This is a genomic window from Sorangium sp. So ce363 (assembly GCF_051520435.1).
Lineage (GTDB): Bacteria > Myxococcota_A > Polyangia > Polyangiales > Polyangiaceae > Sorangium > Sorangium cellulosum_B.
Genome location: NZ_CP150333.1, coordinates 8635624 through 8654532, shown reverse-complemented (window position 1 = coordinate 8654532; position 18909 = coordinate 8635624). Strand labels below are relative to the sequence as shown.

General features: G+C 69.7%; 15 protein-coding genes. 5 read left to right on the top strand and 10 right to left on the bottom strand.

Annotated features, from left to right (window positions below; genetic code table 11):
• Positions 1-43: 43 nt before the first annotated feature.
• Positions 44-772 (bottom strand): glutamine amidotransferase, encoded by a 729-nt coding sequence (locus tag WMF12_RS32515; RefSeq protein WP_437851645.1) that lies wholly within the window; start codon positions 770-772, stop codon positions 44-46.
• A gap of 80 nt (positions 773-852) precedes the next feature.
• Here WMF12_RS32515 and WMF12_RS32510 point away from each other — a divergent pair, with 80 nt between their 5' ends.
• The gene (locus tag WMF12_RS32510) at positions 853-1500 is read left to right on the top strand and encodes a YkgJ family cysteine cluster protein (RefSeq protein ID WP_437851643.1); all 648 of its coding nucleotides are present in this window, start codon (positions 853-855) and stop codon (positions 1498-1500) included.
• Between the two features lie 69 nt (positions 1501-1569).
• Here WMF12_RS32510 and WMF12_RS32505 read toward each other — a convergent pair whose 3' ends face one another.
• Positions 1570-1935 (bottom strand): hypothetical protein, encoded by a 366-nt coding sequence (locus WMF12_RS32505; protein WP_437851641.1) that lies wholly within the window; start codon positions 1933-1935, stop codon positions 1570-1572.
• Positions 1936-2063: 128 nt separating this feature from the next.
• Complete coding sequence (locus WMF12_RS32500) at positions 2064-2909, bottom strand: hypothetical protein (RefSeq protein WP_437851639.1); 846 nt, start codon at positions 2907-2909, stop codon at positions 2064-2066.
• Between the two features lie 93 nt (positions 2910-3002).
• Between WMF12_RS32500 and WMF12_RS32495 the strand changes: the two genes are divergently transcribed.
• Positions 3003-3260, top strand: a complete 258-nt coding sequence (locus WMF12_RS32495; RefSeq protein ID WP_437873912.1) for a hypothetical protein — start codon at positions 3003-3005, stop codon at positions 3258-3260.
• Between the two features lie 462 nt (positions 3261-3722).
• Here the strand turns inward: WMF12_RS32495 and WMF12_RS32490 are convergent, their stop codons facing one another.
• A complete protein-coding gene (locus tag WMF12_RS32490; protein WP_437851637.1) occupies positions 3723-4055 on the bottom strand; it encodes a hypothetical protein in 333 nt (110 codons plus the stop codon).
• Between the two features lie 84 nt (positions 4056-4139).
• On the opposite strand from WMF12_RS32490, the gene WMF12_RS32485 reads away from it, so the two are divergent.
• On the top strand, positions 4140-4805 hold the full coding sequence (locus WMF12_RS32485; protein ID WP_437851635.1) for a hypothetical protein: 666 nt from the start codon (positions 4140-4142) through the stop codon (positions 4803-4805).
• A gap of 206 nt (positions 4806-5011) precedes the next feature.
• Here WMF12_RS32485 and WMF12_RS32480 read toward each other — a convergent pair whose 3' ends face one another.
• The 3 genes from WMF12_RS32480 to WMF12_RS32470 form a co-directional block, all read right to left on the bottom strand.
• A complete protein-coding gene (locus WMF12_RS32480) occupies positions 5012-5449 on the bottom strand; it encodes a hypothetical protein (RefSeq protein WP_437851633.1) in 438 nt (145 codons plus the stop codon).
• Positions 5449-7086 carry a S1C family serine protease gene (locus tag WMF12_RS32475; protein WP_437851631.1) on the bottom strand — a complete coding sequence of 546 codons (1638 nt, stop codon included), beginning with the start codon at positions 7084-7086 and terminating at the stop codon, positions 5449-5451. The genes WMF12_RS32480 and WMF12_RS32475 overlap by 1 nt, the downstream gene beginning before the upstream one ends.
• 505 nt (positions 7087-7591) lie before the next feature.
• Complete coding sequence (locus WMF12_RS32470) at positions 7592-11017, bottom strand: Kelch repeat-containing protein (RefSeq protein ID WP_437851629.1); 3426 nt, start codon at positions 11015-11017, stop codon at positions 7592-7594.
• A 722-nt stretch (positions 11018-11739) separates the two neighbouring features.
• Between WMF12_RS32470 and WMF12_RS32465 the strand changes: the two genes are divergently transcribed.
• A complete protein-coding gene (locus WMF12_RS32465) occupies positions 11740-13179 on the top strand; it encodes a family 43 glycosylhydrolase (protein WP_437851626.1) in 1440 nt (479 codons plus the stop codon).
• A gap of 33 nt (positions 13180-13212) precedes the next feature.
• On the opposite strand, the gene WMF12_RS32460 is transcribed toward WMF12_RS32465, so the two are convergent.
• A complete protein-coding gene (locus tag WMF12_RS32460; protein WP_437851624.1) occupies positions 13213-14172 on the bottom strand; it encodes a helix-turn-helix domain-containing protein in 960 nt (319 codons plus the stop codon).
• 13 nt (positions 14173-14185) lie between these two features.
• Complete coding sequence (locus WMF12_RS32455) at positions 14186-15154, bottom strand: NAD(P)-dependent alcohol dehydrogenase (protein WP_437748058.1); 969 nt, start codon at positions 15152-15154, stop codon at positions 14186-14188.
• A gap of 620 nt (positions 15155-15774) precedes the next feature.
• Here WMF12_RS32455 and ltrA point away from each other — a divergent pair.
• Complete coding sequence (gene ltrA / locus WMF12_RS32450; RefSeq protein WP_437851622.1) at positions 15775-17466, top strand: group II intron reverse transcriptase/maturase; 1692 nt, start codon at positions 15775-15777, stop codon at positions 17464-17466.
• Between the two features lie 107 nt (positions 17467-17573).
• On the opposite strand, the gene WMF12_RS32445 is transcribed toward ltrA, so the two are convergent.
• Positions 17574-18656, bottom strand: a complete 1083-nt coding sequence (locus WMF12_RS32445; RefSeq protein WP_437851620.1) for a hypothetical protein — start codon at positions 18654-18656, stop codon at positions 17574-17576.
• Positions 18657-18909: the final 253 nt, after the last annotated feature.

The window sequence follows — 18909 nt, the reverse complement described above, 5'->3', positions numbered from 1 at the left end:
AGTCAGGGCGGGGACTACCCAGGTCAGGTCGGCGGCGTAGGGATCAGGCGCCGCGCACGACCACGTGCCGGATGAAATTGTGCAGCGTCCGTGTGCCGAGCTGATCCGGCGCGATGGGGGCGAGGAGCGCCGGGACGTCGCGGCCCTCGGCCTGCAGGATCTCGCGCCGCCACGCGATATAGCCGGCGATGACGTCGTGGTCCATCTCGGGGTGGAACTGCACGCCGTAGCACGTGCTCGTGAAGCGGATGACCTGGTGGTCGTCGAGCTCGGTGAACGCGAGGCTCGTGGCGCCCTCGGGGAGCGTGCCGACCGTGTCGACGTGGGTCGCGTGCGTCTCGAAGCTCGACGGCAGGCCGTCGAAGAGGGGGTCGTCGGCGCGGCGCTGGACGCGGATCCTGCCGATCTCGCGGCCGCGCGGGTTCCGGACGACCTCGCCGCCGAGGGCCTGGGCGAGGATCTGGTGGCCGAAGCAGATGCCGAACGTCGGGGTGCCGGCGTGCACGACGCCGCGCAGCCACGCCTCGCAGCGGAGCATCCAGGGCTCGCGGTGGGGGACGTTGGCCGACGAGCCGGTGACGACGAAGGCGGCGGTCTCGGGGGCGCCGGGCGCGGGGAGCTCGTCCGTGCGGGCGTCGACGGTGGCGTATCCGCCGCTCCAGCTGGCGCCGATCGTGTGCTCGATCAGGTCTGCGAACTGGCCGCGTCGCTCGAGGACCGGGGGGACGGGCTCACCGGTCTTCACGATGACGATCTTCTTGCGATGTCGCACCCTTCCAACATAGCGCAGCGCCGCCGCCGGGCGAGGGCGGGGCTTGGCAGCGCGGGGCCGGGGCGCGAAGATGCGCCCCGATGTCCGCATACGTCGTGTCTCGCCCCGTCTGGCGCCGGTTTCGCCCGCGTTTCCTGAGCCGCGCAGCGGCGCACGTGAGGGCCGGCGGGCACGCGGCCATCGTGCTGCCGGACGAGCGGGTCGACCTCCTGCTCTCCATCGGCGAGGACGGGAAGCTCACGGAGCTCGGGCTGTGGTCGCTCCTGTCGATCGAGCAGCAGCGCTTTCGCCGCGTGGGCGAGGGGCCGGCCAAGGGGCTCGCGACGGCGCGGGTGAAGCGGCAGTACGAGGGCTCGGTCCTCGACTGGTGCGAGCGCGACAGCACGCACCCGGGGGCGATCCGCGAGGTGGCGCTCGACTGCCTGGCGTGCGGCGCCTGCTGCCACGACGCCAACGTGTTGCTCGACGAGGTGGACCTCGCGCGCTTCCGGGGCGCCGGGCGCGGCGACCTCACGGGGCGCGCCTACGTGCGGCGGGCGCGGGACGGGAAGATCACGCTGCGCTTCGCGGCGAGCGGGCGGTGCCAGCACCTCTGCGAGGACCGGCGCTGCGCCATCTACGAGATCAGGCCGGACAACTGCCGCGCGTTCGTCGTGGGGAGCGAGGCGTGCCTGTCGGCGCGCGAGGAGACGCTGGGAATACGGGACGGGGCGCCCGCGGAGCAGTGAGGGGCGGGCTCGCCGCGGGGCCCGCGGTCACGTGACGGCGGGGTGCGGCGGGGCGAGCGTCGCACGCCTTCAGAACAGGAGCCGGACGCTTCCGCCGAGCGGACCGAGCTGCAGCTCGGCCTGGGTCGTGGTGCGATCGAGCTTCATCTGACCCGTGATCCAGAGCGGTACACCCGTGAGGGTCATCGCGCCTCCGACGCTCATGAGCACGGTGGGAAAGACCCATGCGCGAGACGCGCAACCGCAGGAATCGTCGCCGCTCGGTCGGGTGAGGAAGAACATGCCTGCTCCGACGGAACCGAGGACCAGTCCGCCCACGGAGAGGCCGGTGCCCACGTCGCGCCGGGTGGTGTCGACGGCGGGCGCTGGCGCCGTCGACTCGGCGTGCGCGTTGCCCACGAGCAACAGGATCACCCCGAACGCGGCGAGACGCATGCCAGCGAGGATCCCTGGTCGCGGCGCGCCCGTCAAGACGAGGAGACGTTTCTCGATCGGTCGAGAATGTGGCGCCGCGGACGCGCGGGAACACGAGGCTCGAGGCCACGATGCCCTGGGCAGGGCGCTCACGTCCGAACGCTCGTGAGCTGGCCCGCGATCGCGGCCTCATGGAACGCCGAGAGGTCGTGATGGGCGGCCGCCCGGTCCGGCAGGCCGTGGGTGGCCAGCCAGGCAACGCCTTCCTCGAGGCTGGCGAAGACACGATGTGGAAACTGCTGGCGTCCCAGGGCGTTGAGCCCCGTGACGATGCTGCGCACGACGGACGCGCGAAAGCCCGACCCGATGTGAATCACCGCCGAGTGGGACACGATGCCATCCACCGAACACAACATCCCGGCGAGAGCGCTGCGGCTGCGCGTGTCGGGTACGATGGCTTCAGGGGTCACGATCTGCAGCAGCCACACCTTGCGGGACGGGGAGCTCGCCTGCGCCCCCACGATCGCCGCCTTCAGGGAGGCGGCGTGGTGCGGGTAAGTCGTCTTCATCCAGACCGCGGTGGCCAGGGAGCTCCAATAGCCTACCGCGACATCCGCCGTCGCCTCGACGACCTGACAGCTCGCGCGCAGCGGGCGCTGCTCACCCGCCTGGGTGAGCGACCGCTGCGGTACATCGATGAGAGGTCCCCGCGACGTCGACGATCTGTTCACTTCGCTCGATTCTACGCGAACCTGGCGAAGATCATGGCGAAGAGTGGCGTCGAGCAGGTCGATCGCAAGCTGGATAACTCCAGGATCGAACCGCTCGGATGCAGTTGATGAAAAGCCACATCCGACGGAGCCGAGGACCAGTCCGCCCACGGAGAGGCCGGTGCCCACGTCGCGCCGGGCGGTGTCGACGGCGGGAGCTGGCGCCGTTGACTCGGCGCGCGCGGTGACGGCCGCACGAGGGAGCCGCTCGACCGATGTGAACACACGGGGGCACCTGAACGAAAGATCATGTTGTGAGGTTCCGGAGGGTCGGTACGATGCCGGGTTATGCGGCTTGGGTACTGGCTCGTCGTTGGAATGGCGATGTTCGCGGCGCCTTCGGCCAGGGCAGATGCGCCGAAGACGGACGCCGCGATCCGGAAGGCGCTCATCGCCGAGTCACGAGCGGCGTACAGCGGGAGCTGCCCGTGTCCTTACGATACCGATCGAGCGGGCAGACAATGCGGCAAGCGCAGCGCTTACTCGCGGCCGGGAGGCACCGCGCCTCTCTGTTATGATCACGACGTGACGCAGGAGATGATCGCCGAGTACCGCGCGCGCGACGCCGGTCCTTAGAGCGACGGTCACCCGCTTCGGATACGGGCCCACCTCGGCGTCTTCGGTGCTCAGCGCACCGGAGTGCGCTTGCGCGCCGAAAACGCCGATCTGGGCCCGTCTCCTGTGCGGGAGACCGCCGCTCTGCTCTGCATGGTGCAGAGGTGGGCGGAAACCGGTCGAGCCAGGGGTCGCCGCGCCGTTGCCGTCGTATTTGCCGCCGGCGCCAGTCTCACCGCCGCTGGAATCATTGCTGCAACCAAGGTTGTTATTGGCCAGGACTGCGAGCCCGAGCGCGAGCAACGTGATCGACCTTGATCACATGGCCGTCTCCATGGCCGTCTCCGTGGGTTTCCTGGAACACCATCCGCTCGAGGTCGTGGCTTGTGCCATGGGAACAACGAGGCGAGCTCCAGGGAGTGCCGCCTTGCGCCGGGCGTGACATCGCCTATCTGCCCCCGCGACATCGCTCCTCCTCTTCAATCACAGCCACCCCACGAGGCGGAGGCTGCCGAGCAGCGCCGGGCGCGCGCCGCGCGCCGCCTCGGTCTCGACGAGGCGGACCACCGGATACGGGGGCGCGACGAGCGCGTGCGCCTCGAGGACGACGTCGCGTCGCCTCACGATCCCGAGCTCGACGCCGGCGCCGGCGTCCGCGGCGAACGCCCACCGCGCGCTGTGGACCCCCCGCAGAGCCGTTCTGTCGGTCGATCCGATCGTGGCGTAGCTCAGCGTCACCTCGCCGGCATCGAAGCCCCACTCGGGGTACCCGTGCTCGACGCGAGCGGAATCAGGGCTCTCCGGTCCCTGCTTCATCACGGTCCTTCCCTTTCATGATGGTCTTCGCCTGAATCGACGGCTTCCTCGCCGTCGCCCCGCGGAATCGTATACACTGCACGTATGAGCCACGTCGTGATGCAGGCAGCGGAGTTCTCGACGGTCGCCGCGGCGGAGCAGGCCGCGGCGGAGCTGCGGCGGCTCGTCGCGGACTACGTCACCTACGAGGAGACCGCCGACGCGCCGTGGAGCGAGGGCGCCGTGCCCCCGCCGCTGGTCGAGTTCGGCCGGCGGCACGGCGTGCCGTGGCCGGGCGACGCAACGTCGCGGTTCTTGCTCAAGGGCCTGTTCAACGATGAGGCGAACGTGCTCAGCGTCGATCGCCTGGTGTTCTTCTGGGGCGGCGGCTTCGATCTCGGCGGCGCGTGGCTACGTGCGGTGCTGCTGCGCGGGCTCGGCGCGGTGCACTGCACCGACCTGCCGCGGCTGGTGGTGCGCGTGGACGATCCGCAGGCTCGCGCGGCGGCGTCGGGCGAGTTCCTCGTCGAGGAGGACTACGAGGAGCAGTTCACGACGACGTCGGACGACGCCGTGCTCGACCGTGCGCTGTTCACCATCACGTTCGAGCGCGACGGCGACCGCGTTCACCTGACGTTCGACGACTCGGGCGTGCAGGAGTGGGCGTTCGTCGCGATGCTGCCCCAGCTCTCGGGCGACGATCCCGCGCTGCGCGCCCGCGCGCGGGGCCTGCACGCGAGCGTGGTCGATGGCGGAGGGGCGCTCGGCTGAGGGCTCGAGCTCGGCTCTCACGCGCGATCGCGCGGCCGCTCTGTCGCTGACGGGCGGCGGGCGAAAGGCCACGTTCCCGTGGCGCTGGCGATGCCGATCTACGCCCGCGAGGGCGCGCGGTGCGCGTGGCTGGTCGACCCGATCGCACGCACGCGCTCCCTCCCCCGTCGAACCTCGGCCCAAAACACGCGCGATTCGACGGCGCCTCAGAGGTACGCGCAGGCCTTGGAGCAGGTCATACGGTACGGGCAATCATCTAGCGTGCTGCAGTACGTGTCCTCGGGGCACTCCGAGGAGGATTCGCACAAGAACAAGCAGCTACCGCGGTAGCAGGTGGCGCCCTCCATACACGCCGTGTCGGAGATGCAGCCCGTGTTCGCTTGACACACGCCGAACGTGTCGATCGTGGAGCCCTGGCAGAGCTGACCCGCGGGGCAATCGCTGTCGGCGGTGCACGTACCGGGCGCGCCGCATTCCCCCGGGCTGTTCGTCCCATACGGGAAGACGCAGATCAGGCCTTCATTGCACCAGTCGTCGTCTTCGCACTCGCCGCCCAGCGGGCGCGTCGGCGGCGGCTCTTGCAAGAGCAGGCACCCTCCCGGCAGCAGAAAGAGCAGCGCAGCACACAGCGTGCGGAGCAACATCAGAACGTCCCCATGATGGAAAGTGAGGTGAGCCCGATGCCGGGCGCGCCGACACCGGCGGCGAAGGTGCGGCCGGGCGTCGAACGCCCCCCGGTCGCGGGCGGCTTCTTGTCCGGCGCAAAGACGTACGAGCTCAGCACCATGCCCGCGCCGAGCCCGGCGACGGCCCAACCTACGGTGTTCCAGGTGCGGAGCGTGCCGAAGCTGGAGGGCGTACTGCCGATGTTCAGGAGCGCGGTCGTACCGACCGTGGCGCCGCCGGCGACGATCGTCACCCAGCCCCAGCCGCGCGTCTGCCCGACCCAACCCGGCGTCTTGCCGGGCGCGTCCTTGCCCACATAAAACCAGGGCGGATCGGGCTTGTCGGCCGCGCCGCTGAGCGCGAGCCCGCCCGACGCCGTTTTACGCTCGACACGCTCGACTTTGAGCGCCCCGGTCTTCTCGCCGAAGCTCAGCCCGAGCGACGACAGCGCGGTGGCCGAAGGCACGCCGAAGCCCAGGCCCTCGATGCCCTGCCCGGTCGCCTTGAACGTCATGATAGCGACCACCTGACCCTCGTCGTCGACCAGCGGCCCGCCGCTGTTGCCTGGGCTGATGCTGGTGTCGGTCTGGATCAAGCTGTTGCCGTCGAACGTGCGCTGGCCGCTGACGATACCGCGCGTCACGGAGAACGACAGCCTTTCGCCGCCGGGCGCGCCGAGCGCAAACACGTCGTCGCCGGTGCTCGGGGGCGGCATGCGCAGCGTCAAGCAAGGCGTTTCGCGCGAGCCATCCTTCAGCTGCAAGAGCGCGACGTCCGACTGCTCGTTGACGCGCATCACGGTCGCCGGAAGCTCCTGGCCGTCGCGGAAGCTCACCACCACCTCGGGCGTCGTCGCCACGTGCGCCGCGGTGAGCAGCAAGCCATCCGGAGAGATCACGACCGCGCTGCCGACGCCGTCGTTGAGCTTGACCAGCGCCGTGGCGTTCAAGACATCCTCGCTCATCTTCGGCATCGCCAGGGTGCGGGCCGGGCAGCCGCGCATCTCTCCGGGCGGAAACTCGGGCGCGGCCGGCGCCTCCGCAGGGGCGCCCGAGCCCCGGAGGGCCTGCACGAACATCGGCCGGGCGAGCAGCGAGCGCAGGCTGCCGAGCAGCAGCGCGTTGCCGGCCGCCGCGCGGTCGAGCTCGCGCATCTCCATCTCCTCGTGGTTCGACGTCATCTGATAGACCACGGTCTTGGAGGAGCGATCGAGCAGCTCCCACTTGATGGTGATGCCGCAGGTGAGGCCTCGCTCGTCGGCGCAGTCCGCCGCCGTCATCGTCCCGGCCAGGATGAAAGCCGCCTCGCTCGAGCGATCCAGGTTCAGCGCCAGGTTCTCGCGGCCGAGCGCGCGGTAGCCGAGATCGCGCATCTCCTCCAGAAACATCACCAGGAACTTTTCCTTGACGATCAGCACGTCGTCCAGGTTCGGCGCCTTCAGAATGACGTTCGAGATCGTGATCGTCCCGAGCTCGCTGCCGTTCACCTTGATCGGCTCCACCGGCCGCACCGACTTCGCCTCCGCGAAGCGCGGCGCCAGCAACAACGCCGAAACGCCGAATCCGAACCGCAACGCGCAGCGCAACCAACCCCCGAGGGTTCGCAATTGGTTCATCCCGTGCTCACGAAATCCTGAAACCTAGCCTCTGAGCTGCCTCTCCGCGTTCGCAGCTCCGGCTGGAAGCCATTTCCAGCGACCAAGAAACCCTATGCTCCTCGGTAGCGCCCACGATATCTACCTCAGGCGCGGTGTCGAGCCCCATTGCTCAGTCCGCCGCCGCAATCGACGCGGAAGTTTTTGCTTTCAACGGACAGGCAATCCCGGATTGGACGCCCCCGTGCGCGCTCGCCGCGGCGCCTGAATGAAAACGTCGACACGGCGTAGCCGCGGGAAAGGAAGAGGGAAGGGGACGCCGAATCCCTGTGCGGCTCATCGTTTCTGGTGCCTGTTGATGTCGACTCGGCATCGGGTGACGCGAGGCGCTCTGCCTCGACGCCGATGTCTCCTGCCGCGCGATCTCCCTCGCCGCCGGCCGTCCGTCCAACGATGCGCTCGACGGATGGCCAACTCCGGTTGTGCCGTCCAGGGGAACAACCCGGATTGGATCGCCGGCCGCCACTCAGGTGGAGCGGCTGGACCTCGCGAGGCGCCGGCGCGGCCGCGCGGTGGCGAGCGCCCCGAGGGCGAGCAGCCAGGCCGGCGCGCCCTGGCTGCCTGGCGTCATGCGGCAGCCGCCGCCCCCTCCTGCGCTCGGGAGGTCGCCGCCGCCGCTGCTCTGCGCGCCGGTTGCGCCGGTGCCGGCGCTGCTGGCGTCATCGCCGCCGGCGGCGGTCGTGCTGGTCGTGGTGGATGTGGCGCCAACTTCACTGCTGGCACCTCCGCCGTCGCCGCCGGTGGCAGCGCCGCCTTCGCCACCGCCACCGGTTGCGCCGGTGCCGACGCCGCTGGTCGCATCGCCGCCGGCGCTACTGGTTGCATCTGCGCTGGCACTGCCGGTTGCGCTGCCGCCGCCACCGCTGTTCGCGCCGCCGCCACCACCGCTGTTCGGGTCGCCGCCACCACCGCTGTTCGGGTCGCCGCCACCACCGCTGTTCGCGCCGCCGCCACCGCTGTTCGCGCCGCCGCCACCACCGCTGTTCGGGTCGCCGCCACCGCTATTCAGGTCGCCGCCACCACCGCTGTTCGCGCCGCCGTCACCGCTTGTGGCCGTGCCTCCCGCCCCTCCGTCGCCGCCCGTGCCGCTGCTCGCACCGCCGCCCGCGCCGTCTCCGCTCGTGCCGCCTCCACCCGGCACGCAGGCGCCCGCCTGGCACGCCCCGCGCGACGCGGGTTGCGCCGGGACATAGAGCCACGCATGGTCGATCTTCTGATACGGCTCGGCCAGAGAGCCGGCGGTGCCGCCGGCGATCAGGACACGACCGTCGTTGAGCAGCGCCGTCGCGTGGCCGTGGACCATCACGGCCAGCGCCGGCCCGAGCGCCCAGGTGTCGCTCGCCGGATCGTAGAGCTCGACGGCGAGGGCCCCATCGTTCACGTCCTGCGAGCTGCCCGCGACCATGACCCTGCCGTCGGCGAAGAGCACCGCTCCATGAGCTCTCCGCGCCGTGGCCATCTCCGTCGCCGAGGCCCACGTGTCGGTCGCAGGATCGTAGATCTCGGCCGTCTTGCCGCTGTCAGCGCCCCAGCTTCCGGCCACGAGCACCCGGCCGTCTGGAAGCCGCGTCGCCGTGTGCCGCATGCGAGCCCAGCGCATCGAGGCGACGGGCGTCCACGCGTCGGTCGCCGGGTCGTACACCTCCGCGCTCGTCAGGTGGTGCTCCGGTCTCTCGGAGGGATACCCGTCAGCGCCGCCCGCGACGAGGACCCGGCCATCCTGAAGCAGCGTCGCCGAGTGGCCCTGTCGCGCAACGTTCATGGGCGCTCTCGCGGTCCACGTGTCGGCGACCGGATCGTAGATCTCGACCAGGACGCCGCCGGGACCGCCGGGCTGGTCGCCGCCGGCGACGAGCACCCGGCCGTCCTGGAGCAGCGTGGCCGTGTGACCGAAGCGCGGCGCGACCGTGGACGCGGCCGGCGTCCACACGCCCGTCGCCGGGTCGAAGCGCCTCGTCGGCGCGGGGCCATAATCGGGGTACACGAACGGGCTGTCGCCGATCACCAGGACCGTCCCGTCCGGAAGCAATGTGGGCGTCAGCAAGCTCCGCAAGCCGTCGATCGGTTCGGTCGGCGCCCACGCGCCCGTGCTCGGATCGTAGCGGGTCCAGACACGCCGAGTCTCGTTCCGGCCGGGCACCGGGGCCCCGCCGATGACGAGGACCGTCCCGTCCAGGAGCACCGTGGTCTGCAACCCGGAGAGGATGGAGCGGTCGATCCGCGCCGCCTCCTGCCACCGATCCTCGGTGCCTGGGAAAGCGCAGGGGGTGCCGTCCGGCAACGCGGGTCCGGGCGCCGCGCACCCGGCCGCGGGGTCGCACGCCGGCGCCTCGTGGCACTCGTCGGCGGGCAGGCACACCGCGAGGCTCGACCCCACGCAGGCCCCGGCCAGGCAGGCGCTCGCCGTCGAGCACACGTCGCCGTCGCCGCATGGCGTCCCGTCCGGCGCCGCCGCGCCCCCGACGCACGCGCCCGCCTCGCAGACCCCGCCCGCGAGGCACGCGTCCGCGTCGTCACAGGCGACGCCCGTGACCGGCGTGCAGGCGCCGTCCTGCGACGCGCCTGACGCGGCCGCGCAGGCGTCGCAGGAGCCGTCGCAGCGCGCGTCGCAGCACACCGAGCCCGCGCAGAAGCCGCTGCCACAGTCGCTGTCCGTCGCGCAGCCCGCGCCGAGCGGCGAGCGCTCGTGGAAGAGCACGGCCGACGCCGTCGGGGTCGTGGCGTCGACGTACCCGCCGGCGATGAGCACGCTGCCGTCCCTGAGGACCGTCGAGGAGTGGAGCGCGCGCGCCAGGGTGACCGGCGATTCCAGATCGAGGCTCGACCAGGCGAGGGTCGCCTCGTCGAAGAGCGCCTTCGTCCCGTACAACGGAACTCTGTAGGTGCTCGTACCGTACGTGCCGCAGGTCTCCAGGCCTCCGGTCAGCAGCACCTTCCCGCTCGGGAGCAGCGATGTGCGCGTCCCCCGGACGCTCGATCCCGGGGCCGTATCGCACGACGAGGCCGGAGCATAGGGCCCGGACGTCGCCGCCCAGCGGTCCTCTTCGGGGAAGTAGACCTGCGAGAAGGCGTGGACCGCCGGGTCGGGACCGAAGAGGGTGCCTCCCGTGACGAGGACACCGCCGCTCGCGAGCGTCATCGCGTCAGGGTACCTGTACGCCGACGTCGGCAGCACCGACCCGTGCTCGTAAGTCCAGAGCCGGGTCTCCAGGTCATAGATGCTGCAGCGGCTCCCGACCGACATCACCCGCCCGTCGTGGAGCAGCGTCGCGCTCACGGGGTTGATCGTCGAGTCGAGGCAGAAGGCCGTTTCCGTCCAGGAGCGCGACGCCGGGTCGTAGACGGCCGCGTTCATCTCGTCGATGAACAGCAAGTTGGACCAGGCCATGCCGACCAGCACGGGCCTGCCGTCGACGAGCACCATCGAGGGCACGGGGTGGGGCTTGGCCAGGTTCGCCACCTTGGTCCAGGTGTCGTTCGTCGGGTCATACAGCTCCGCCGAGCCGAGCTCTGTCCCGCTCTGCTCGCTTCTGAGCCGGCCGCCCGCCACGAGGACCTGGCCGTTCGGCAGGAGGACGGCCGCGTGACCGCGCCGGCCCTGGTAGAGCGGCGCCGCAGGCGCCCACGTCCTGGTCGCGGGGTCGTAGATCTCGACCGCCGTGAGGCCCACCGCCGTGCGCGCTGCGTACGGCGTCCCGTCGTCCACCTCCGTGAATCCACCCGCGACGAGCACGCGGCCGTCCTGGAGCACCGTGGCCGAGTGCTCGGCCCGCGGGGTGATCATCGAGGGCACGGCCTCCCACGACGGCGTGCTGGCCGCCCACGCGGCGCCCGCGGGCAGCGCCACGAGCCCGCAGGCGAGGGCGGCTCCGAACCTCCAACTCGATCGCATGGTCCTCTTGGCCTCCGCGGCCTCTGTTGCGCGGGGTCGCGTGAACATTCACCGCGCGCGGAATATCCCGTCCGTCGGCGGAGGGGGCGGCGCGCGGACAGGAGGTGTCGTGTTCGATCTCCTCCCTGCCGCGCGCCGCAATCGCGTCCGGGGCGAGGCCTCAGCGCCCCTCGACGCTGCGCCCCGTGCGCTCGCTATCGGATCGTCGGCGCCCCCCGGAGCAGGCGCACGCGGGATGCGGCGCCTGGACGACGAGGTCTACGCGTCTTTGGCAAGAGACTTTCCTTCTGCTTCGAGGGCAGCCTTGATGACCCCGATCGCCTTGGGGCCCACGCCATGAAGCGCCATGAGCTGGGCTTCCGTGAGCCGAGCGACCTGGTCCAGGCGAGAGGCGCCGGCCGAAGCGAGCGCCCGCAGCGCTGGCTTCCCGATGCCCTTCGGAAGTGGAGATTCCGGTCGTTCTTTCGTTCTGCTCGGCATGCGCCTCGTTCCATGTCGGTCGTCGCTTGGGTCGCTGGCGCTCAGCTTCGCCGGTGAGCCCCAGCGTCATGAACACGTACAGCATGTCGAGGACAGCGACCGTGGTACAACATCGCAGCGTTCCCGGGCCGGGGTAGCAGCGGCCGGGGCCGTGCCGCACCCGGCGAGCCTCCGGCGGACGGCGGCGCGACCGGACTCAGGTCCCTGTTGCCGAGCATGGCAGTCCTCGAGGAGCCCGTCGCATGAACGCCGACGCCATCGTCCTGCAGACGCCGCCTGGCGCACCGTTCACCTTCGGAGTCACCGTCGACGGCGGGGGGCCGCGCAGCTTCCAGGTGACCGAGCCGGGGCAGGACACGCGGCGTTATGAGCTCGCCCGGGTGGAGCAGACGGACTACCTCGACCTCTTCGAGGCGCTGGCGCGCGACCTCGGGACCCGCATGCCGCTCGCCCGCACCCCGCCGCCGCCGCGGAAGTGCGGGGCGCCGCTGCGGCCCCTGCTGACCGAGGCCATCGCGCCGGAGATCCTCTACGGCTATGGCGACCCGTGCGTGGTGCGGGTGGGCGAGCGCGCGTGGCGCTTGCTCGTGACCTCGAACGACGCGCCGAACGCCTTTCCCATCCTGGCCTCGAACGACCTGACGACCTGGCGGCTGACCGGCTTCGTCTTCCCGGAGGGGCGCGCGCCGGCCTGGACGCTGACCGGCCGCAACCAGGCGGATTTCTGGGCGCCGGAGATGCACCGGGTCGGGAACGAAACCTGGCTCTGCTTCACGGCCCGCATGCACGACCGCTCGCTCGCGATCGGCCTCGCCCGAGGCGCGAGCCCGGACGGCCCGTTCGAGGCGGAACACGCGCCGATCGTCACCGGGGACGTGATCGACGCCCACCTCCTCGTGGACGCCCACGGCGCGCCCTGGCTGGTCTGGAAAAAGGATGACAACGGCGTGTGGCCCCGCCAGCTGGCCGCCTTGCTTCACCGGGAGCCCGCCCTGGTGCGCGAGCTGTTCGTGGCCCGCAAAGACCAGCGCACCGCGGTCCTGGCGCTGACGCTGTGGCCGTGGGTGGCGACGCTCGATCCCATGGAGCAATTCTTCGTCCTGCAGCCGCTGATCGAGGCGGCGACCGCGGACTTCGCGGGGTTCGCGGGGCGGATGGAGGAGCTGCGGGCGCGGGCGTGCGGCGCGGCGGCGGGGGAGATCGCCGGGATATCGCGGGCGCTCAGGACCCGCATCTACGCTCAGCGGCTGTCGGCGGACGGCCGCAGGCTGGAGGGGGAGCCCGCCGTCATCCTCGAGAACGACCAGCCCTGGGAAGCGCACCTCATCGAGGGCGTCTGGATCACCCAGGAGGGCGGGCGCTATTATCTGCTTTACGCCGGCAACGACTTCTCGACCGCGTACTACGGCATCGGCGCGGCCGTGGCGGACGCCCCCACGGGCCCGTACCGCAAGTCGTCGGAGGTCTTCCTGAGCTCCAGCGAGGAATGGTGGGGGCCAGGGCACCCGTCCGTGGCCGTGGGCGCCGACGGGCGCCACCACGTGTTCCTGCACGCCTTCCGCCCGGGGGGGCTAGGGTACAAGGCGTTCCGGGCGCTGCTTGCCGCGCCGATCCGCTTCGAGGGCGGCGTCGTCTCGCTGGACACGTCGGTCTGGCCGGCGGCGCGACCCGACCCAGGTTGAGGTGACCGCCTGCTACGTGTGCGGCGCGTGAGATTACGCCGAGGTCTCGCGGCGCGTATTCGGCCCCGTCGCCGCACGTCTCCACTCGCCGGGCGACTGTCCGGTCTTCTGCCGGAAGAGCTTCGAGAAGTGCTGCGGGTGCTCGAATCCGAGCGCGTAGGCCACCGCGCTCGCGCTCGCGTCCGACGCGAGGAGCCGTGCCTTGGCGGCCTCGATGAGGGCTCGGTGGATGTGGTCGCGCGCGCTCGTTCCTGTCTCCGCGCGCAGGAGATCGCTCAGGTAGTCGGGCGAGTACCCGAGCGCGCGCGCGCAGGATCGAACCGTGGGGAGCCCGCCTTCGACCTGCGCGGCCGATGCGAAGCGCGCGTCGAGGTGACGGTCGAGTCGCTCCGCCACGCCGCCCGCCCGCGCTCGGATCTCGAGCTGGCGCGCGTACGCGCGCTGGCAGTACGTGAAGAGGAGCTGGAGCTGCGCCGAGAGCACGTCCGGCGCGAACGAGTCGGGAGGGACCGAGGACTCGCGCTCGAGCTGCCGGACGAGGCCCGTGAACGTCTCTCGCTCCGGCCGTGTGAGGTGGAGCGCCTCGTGCGTCGCGTAGCCGAAGAACCGGTACTGGTGCATCGCGTCCGAGAGCGGCGTGTCGCGTAGCACGTCGGGGTGGAAGACGACGGTCCAGCCCTCCCCCTCGTGGGCGAGCTCGCTCTCGCCGCCGATCGGCGTGATCACCTGGCCCGGTGACGCGAAGACGATGATGCCCTCCTGCCCGTCGTGCACCTGTCGCCCGAACTCGGCGTGGCATTCGTCCCCGCGCTTCAGGCTGATCACGTAGAGCCCGGACTCGATGGGGCGCCCGATGATCGGGATCTCGATGCGCAGCGGCTCCTGCCACGACGCGGCGATCACGGAGATCAGCGGATGCGCGGGCGGCGGGCGCCCGATGAGCCCGTGGATCTGCTCGATCGACCCGAGCCTCAGCGCGTCGCGTGTGCTCACGCGAATCGGGGTATCACGCGCCTACCTCGATCACAACGTTGCCCCGCTTGCGTCCCGTCTCGACGTACCTGTGCGCATCCGCGATGGCCTCGAGCGCGTAGCGCCGGTCGATGACCGGCCGGAGCGCTCCGCGCGCGACGAGCTCCGAGACCTCGGGGAGCGCGGTCTTCTTGTCGACGGACATTCCGAAGACGAGCTTCCTGCTCCCGAAGAGCCGGCTCCATGCATCGCGCAGGTAGAGCTCGGCGCCCCCGACCGTGATCAGGTATCGGCCTCCGCGCGAGAGGCAGCGCCGCGCGCGCGCGAACGAGCTCGCGCCGACCGTGTCGAACACGACGTCGAACGCGTCGGCGCGCGCCGCGTAGTCGTCTCGCGTGTAGTCGACGACGTGGTGCGCGCCGAGCGAACGCACGAGCTCGGCGTTTCGACCGCTGCAGACCGCCGTCACCTCCGCGCCGAGGTGCCGCGCGACCTGGACGGCCGCCGTGCCGATGCTCCCGGACGCGCCGACGATCGCGATCCGCTCGGCGGTCCGGAGCCGCGCCCGGTCGCGGAGGAAGTAGAGCGCGGTGGTCGGTCCGTCGACCAGCGAGCACGCTTCTTCGTGGCTCAGGCCGGCGGGGGCGTGCGCGATCGACGCGTCCTCGGACAGGCACACGTACTGCGCGTACCCGCCGGACCCGAACCCGGTGAAGCCGAACACGCGATCGCCGGGGCGGAACCGCGTGACGCGCCGGCCGACGCGCTCCACGGTGCCGGCGACCTCGATCCCGAGCACCCGGAAGCGTCGCCGCGGCCGGAAGAAGCCGAGCACGACCCGCGCCATGAGCGTGTCGCCTCGCCGCATCATCTGGCACGCCGCCGTCGCCGTGGTCGCATGCACTCGGATGCGCACCTGATCGTCCCGCGGCTCCGGCGCGGGCATCTCGCGCAGCTCGAGGACCGATGGAGAACCGTATCGCTCGTAGACGGCTGCCTTCATCTGCATGAGGAGCAGACTAAGGACGCGGCGGGTGTGCCCGAAAGCATCGGATCCGGGAAAGATGGATCTCTTTCCGGGATGTGCTCGGCGCCGGCGCGGGATCTCACGGGGCGATGCGCCACGCCCGAACCGCCGGGCGGGCCTGTCAGTCGGTCTCGGGGCGCACCGACGCGCGTCGGATACCGGCTCTGCGGCATCCGCATCCACGGAGAGCAACTCTGCTGCTTGTCGTTCCGCCATGACTCAGGTCCTCCTTGGGCAGCCCGTCGACGCCGCCGAGCGGAGGCCGTCACGACGTTCGCCGCTCACGATCGACGGATCCTAGGATACCGATCACGTTGATCGAGCGAGAAATGAGCCGCCAAGGCGGATGCGCCGGTCAAGACCGGCATGAGGGAGCAGGTGAGCAACGAGGAGCAGCACCAGCGAATCGAGCGAGTCCTGCCCCGGGAGGAGTCCACCCCCGGGAAGGCCAGCCCTTGCGCAGCGTGGAGCGACCCACGAGGCGAAGCGTAGGGGGACGAGTGAGCGGGCCGGGTGATACAGCCCCGAAACGGTTGAATTCGAGGGGGCCGACACGATCGTCTTGCGTGGAAGGCCATGGTGGAGGCCCGAACAAAGTGGACCTGGGCCAACCACCCCCTCCGGGGTCGAGGAGTTCGGCACGCGCACACACGCCTCATGCACGGGAACCGGGAGACCTCGAAGGAGCCGCGATGCCGGTGGTGGGCAGCGGACAGCCGCGGGAAGGCACAAAGCCGCACTCCGTGGTGTTGTACTTCGAGGAGTCGGACGGGGGCATGGTACCGGAGAAGCCGGCGAAGACGCGGGTAACGCCCGTCGAGTCGGTGGAGGGACGGCCCGCGGCCGAGGGGAAATCCGCAGCACGAAACGCGTCCCGGGCTCAGGACCGGCAAGGCGCGCCCACGCAAGTGGTGCGGATCGGACAGCGAGCGAAGGAGAAGAAAGGGGAGCGGTTCGACAACCTGCTGAGCGCGATCAAGGCGCCGCTGCTGAAGGAGGCGTACCAGCGCCTGCGTAAGCGCGCGGCGCCCGGAGTGGATGGGATCACGTGGGAAGAGTACGGCGAGCACCTCGACGCTCGGCTGCTCGACCTTCAGGATCGCATCCATCGCGGCAGCTACCACCCGCAGCCGGTGCGGCGCGTGCACATCCCGAAAGGCGATGGGCGCGTGAGGCCGCTCGGCATCCCGGCGCTGGAAGACAAGCTCGTCCAGCAGGCGGCGCGGATGGTGCTGGAGCCGATCTACGAGCGAGCGTTCCTGGGGTTCTCGTATGGCTTCCGGCCCGGCCGGGGGCCGCACGACGCCCTGAACGCACTCGCAGAGGCCATCAGCCGGAAGACGAGCTGGGTGCTCGATGCAGACATCCGATCGTTCTACGACACCATCGATCACGGATGGATGCAGAAGTTCCTCGAGCACCGGATCGGGGACAGGCGCATGGTGCGGCTGCTGATGAAGTGGCTGCACGCGGGCGTCATGGAGGAAGGCGAGCTACGCGAGGTGAAGGAAGGAGTGCCACAGGGCGGGAGCATCAGCCCGCTGCTTGCGAACGTCTACCTTCACTACGCGGTCGATCTGTGGGTCAACCAGTGGAGGAAGCGGCATGCACGCGGTGAGGTGTACATCGTGCGCTACGCCGACGATCTCGCGATGGCCTTTCAGTTCGAGCGGGACGCGCGCGCGATGCGGGAGGCCTTGGCCTCCCGCATCGCGAAGTTCGGCCTGGAGCTGCACCCGGAGAAGACCCGGGTGCTTCGGTTCGGGAGATTCGCCCGGCAGGACGCCGAGCGCGATGGGCGTGCACGCCCTGAGACGTTCGACTTCCTGGGGTTCACGCACATCGCCGGCGCAAGCCGGCGAGGCGAGTTCCAGCTGAAGCGCCGCACCTCGCGGAAGAAACGGAACGCCAAGCTGGCGAGCCTGCGCGAAGCGATGCACGAGCGCAGGCATGAGCCCGTGCCAACCCAGCACGCATGGCTCTCCAGCGTGCTCGAAGGGCACTTCCGGTACTACGGAGTGCCCACGAACTACCGGGCGTTGCAGCAGTTTCGGGAACGCGTGCGCGCAAGCTGGCACCGCCAGCTTCAGCGCAGGAGCCAGCGCGCGCACTGGTCCCGACGGCAACGAACGGGGTTCGACGAGCGGTTTCCCCTCCCGCCGCCCCGCATCCATCATCCCTGGCCGGCTCTACCGCGAGCCAGTCCGTTGACCCGAGGTGGGAGCCCGGTGCGGGAAATCCGCTCGCCGGGTTCTGTCCGGGGGGCGGCCCAGACTGACCGAAAGTAGGTCAGCGCGGGCCGTCCCTACCGGGACCCAAGGACGCCAAGAACAAAACACAATCTTGGCGTCCTTGGCGCGCTTGGCGGTTCAAATTCCTGCTCTTTTCTGGGGTTTCAACCCGTTTGTCGCTCTAGAACTTCTTCCGGTGTTTCATCGACGACATGCGAATGGGCGCTCGTTGTGATTGCTGTTCCATGGCCTCTCGCTTCCATGGTCAGAATAGATTCCGGACGATAGTAGGCCCACGGATGCTGGCTGTTGTAGTCTGATGGAACGTTCGTGCCGCGTCCGTCCGAATTGCGAGTCAGTCGAATGAATGACGTCAAATCAAGCTGAGCTATGAGTTTGTCGATCGGATCGACCGTGTCGAGACCTGAAAATGGGGTGCCGATATGGGTGTCCAGGCCTAACCCCGGATTTCTCGGGACAATCGCATGGATCGTGTCCCGATCCAGCACCCAATCGTATCTATATTCCGATCCGCCTTGTCCGGCGGCGCATTGCGCGAAGGACACCGGATGCGCGATCGGGCATGCTTTAAGCACAGCCTCGGCCGGTAGGCCTGCAAGCTTGACTGCGCCGTGTAATTCAATGGTTCCGCTTTGGTCCGTCCGGAAGCCTTTTATCCGGTTCGCCCGAAAAAATGCTCGACCGTCTTTGACCTGAGCGGCTGTCATGTTCATTGTCCAATTCGGCTCGAGCTGGTCGCTGTGCACGCTCTCCCGGCTGTCGAAGGTGTAAACGTAGGTGGACGAATCTTCGAGGGGAGACGCTCCGAGCAATCGCTCGCGACGAAAGTAAATGGCTTGTCCCTCGTTGCTGTGCATGCAATCGAATGTCTCGTCGGGAAACCTGGCCATGAGCTCGCTCGGCGGCTCTGCGGCCATGTAATCTCGGCCGCTTGACGTGTGGACCGTCGTTGTGTCGTTGATGCTCGTGATATACTCAATTGCGCTGAGGCGAAGATATCCCCATGCGTGTGTCGAGTTCTTTGAGAACGGAATTTTGACGAATGGGTCATCCCCTTGGATGGCGCTCAACAAGGATTCGATCGGGCGACTTTCCAGGTGGCGTCGTCCATGAAGTTCATTGAGGAGCGTCCCCTTCTCCTCTTGTAATAAAAATTCGATGGCGAGAGGTCGAATGTAAAGCGGCGGGCGGTTGCCCGAGGAATGTGCCAGCGTGATGAATGTCATTGATGGCCCTCCTGAAATTTCAGGGGCCAGGCATCATAGGAACCTGGCGTCCGCAAGGTCAATCCTGCTGCGGGTTGACGCTGGCTGAGCACCACGCCGGTGAGATCGGTTCGCTCGCTCGATCCGGCGGCGAGCGGGCCCGACGCCCGTCAGATCGCGCCGCCGTCCTCGAAGCGTTGGTCCGAGGACCGCGTCCACGGGTTTCCGTCCCCGACCGGTGAGGGCGCTCCCGGCGTTCGCGAGCCCGGGGGCG

Excerpts from the sequence above, each read along its gene's own strand:
- WMF12_RS32510 (WP_437851643.1), top strand. The coding sequence starts at position 853 with ATGTCCGCATACGTCGTGTCTCGCCCCGTCTGGCGCCGGTTTCGCCCG.
- WMF12_RS32505 (WP_437851641.1), bottom strand. The coding sequence starts at position 1,935 with ATGCGTCTCGCCGCGTTCGGGGTGATCCTGTTGCTCGTGGGCAACGCG.
- WMF12_RS32495 (WP_437873912.1), top strand. The coding sequence starts at position 3,003 with ATGGCGATGTTCGCGGCGCCTTCGGCCAGGGCAGATGCGCCGAAGACG.
- WMF12_RS32490 (WP_437851637.1), bottom strand. The coding sequence starts at position 4,055 with ATGAAGCAGGGACCGGAGAGCCCTGATTCCGCTCGCGTCGAGCACGGG.
- WMF12_RS32485 (WP_437851635.1), top strand. The coding sequence starts at position 4,140 with ATGAGCCACGTCGTGATGCAGGCAGCGGAGTTCTCGACGGTCGCCGCG.
- WMF12_RS32480 (WP_437851633.1), bottom strand. The coding sequence starts at position 5,449 with ATGTTGCTCCGCACGCTGTGTGCTGCGCTGCTCTTTCTGCTGCCGGGA.
- WMF12_RS32475 (WP_437851631.1), bottom strand. The coding sequence starts at position 7,086 with ATGAACCAATTGCGAACCCTCGGGGGTTGGTTGCGCTGCGCGTTGCGG.
- WMF12_RS32470 (WP_437851629.1), bottom strand. The coding sequence starts at position 11,017 with ATGCGATCGAGTTGGAGGTTCGGAGCCGCCCTCGCCTGCGGGCTCGTG.
- WMF12_RS32465 (WP_437851626.1), top strand. The coding sequence starts at position 11,740 with ATGAACGCCGACGCCATCGTCCTGCAGACGCCGCCTGGCGCACCGTTC.
- WMF12_RS32455 (WP_437748058.1), bottom strand. The coding sequence starts at position 15,154 with ATGAAGGCAGCCGTCTACGAGCGATACGGTTCTCCATCGGTCCTCGAG.
- WMF12_RS32445 (WP_437851620.1), bottom strand. The coding sequence starts at position 18,656 with ATGACATTCATCACGCTGGCACATTCCTCGGGCAACCGCCCGCCGCTT.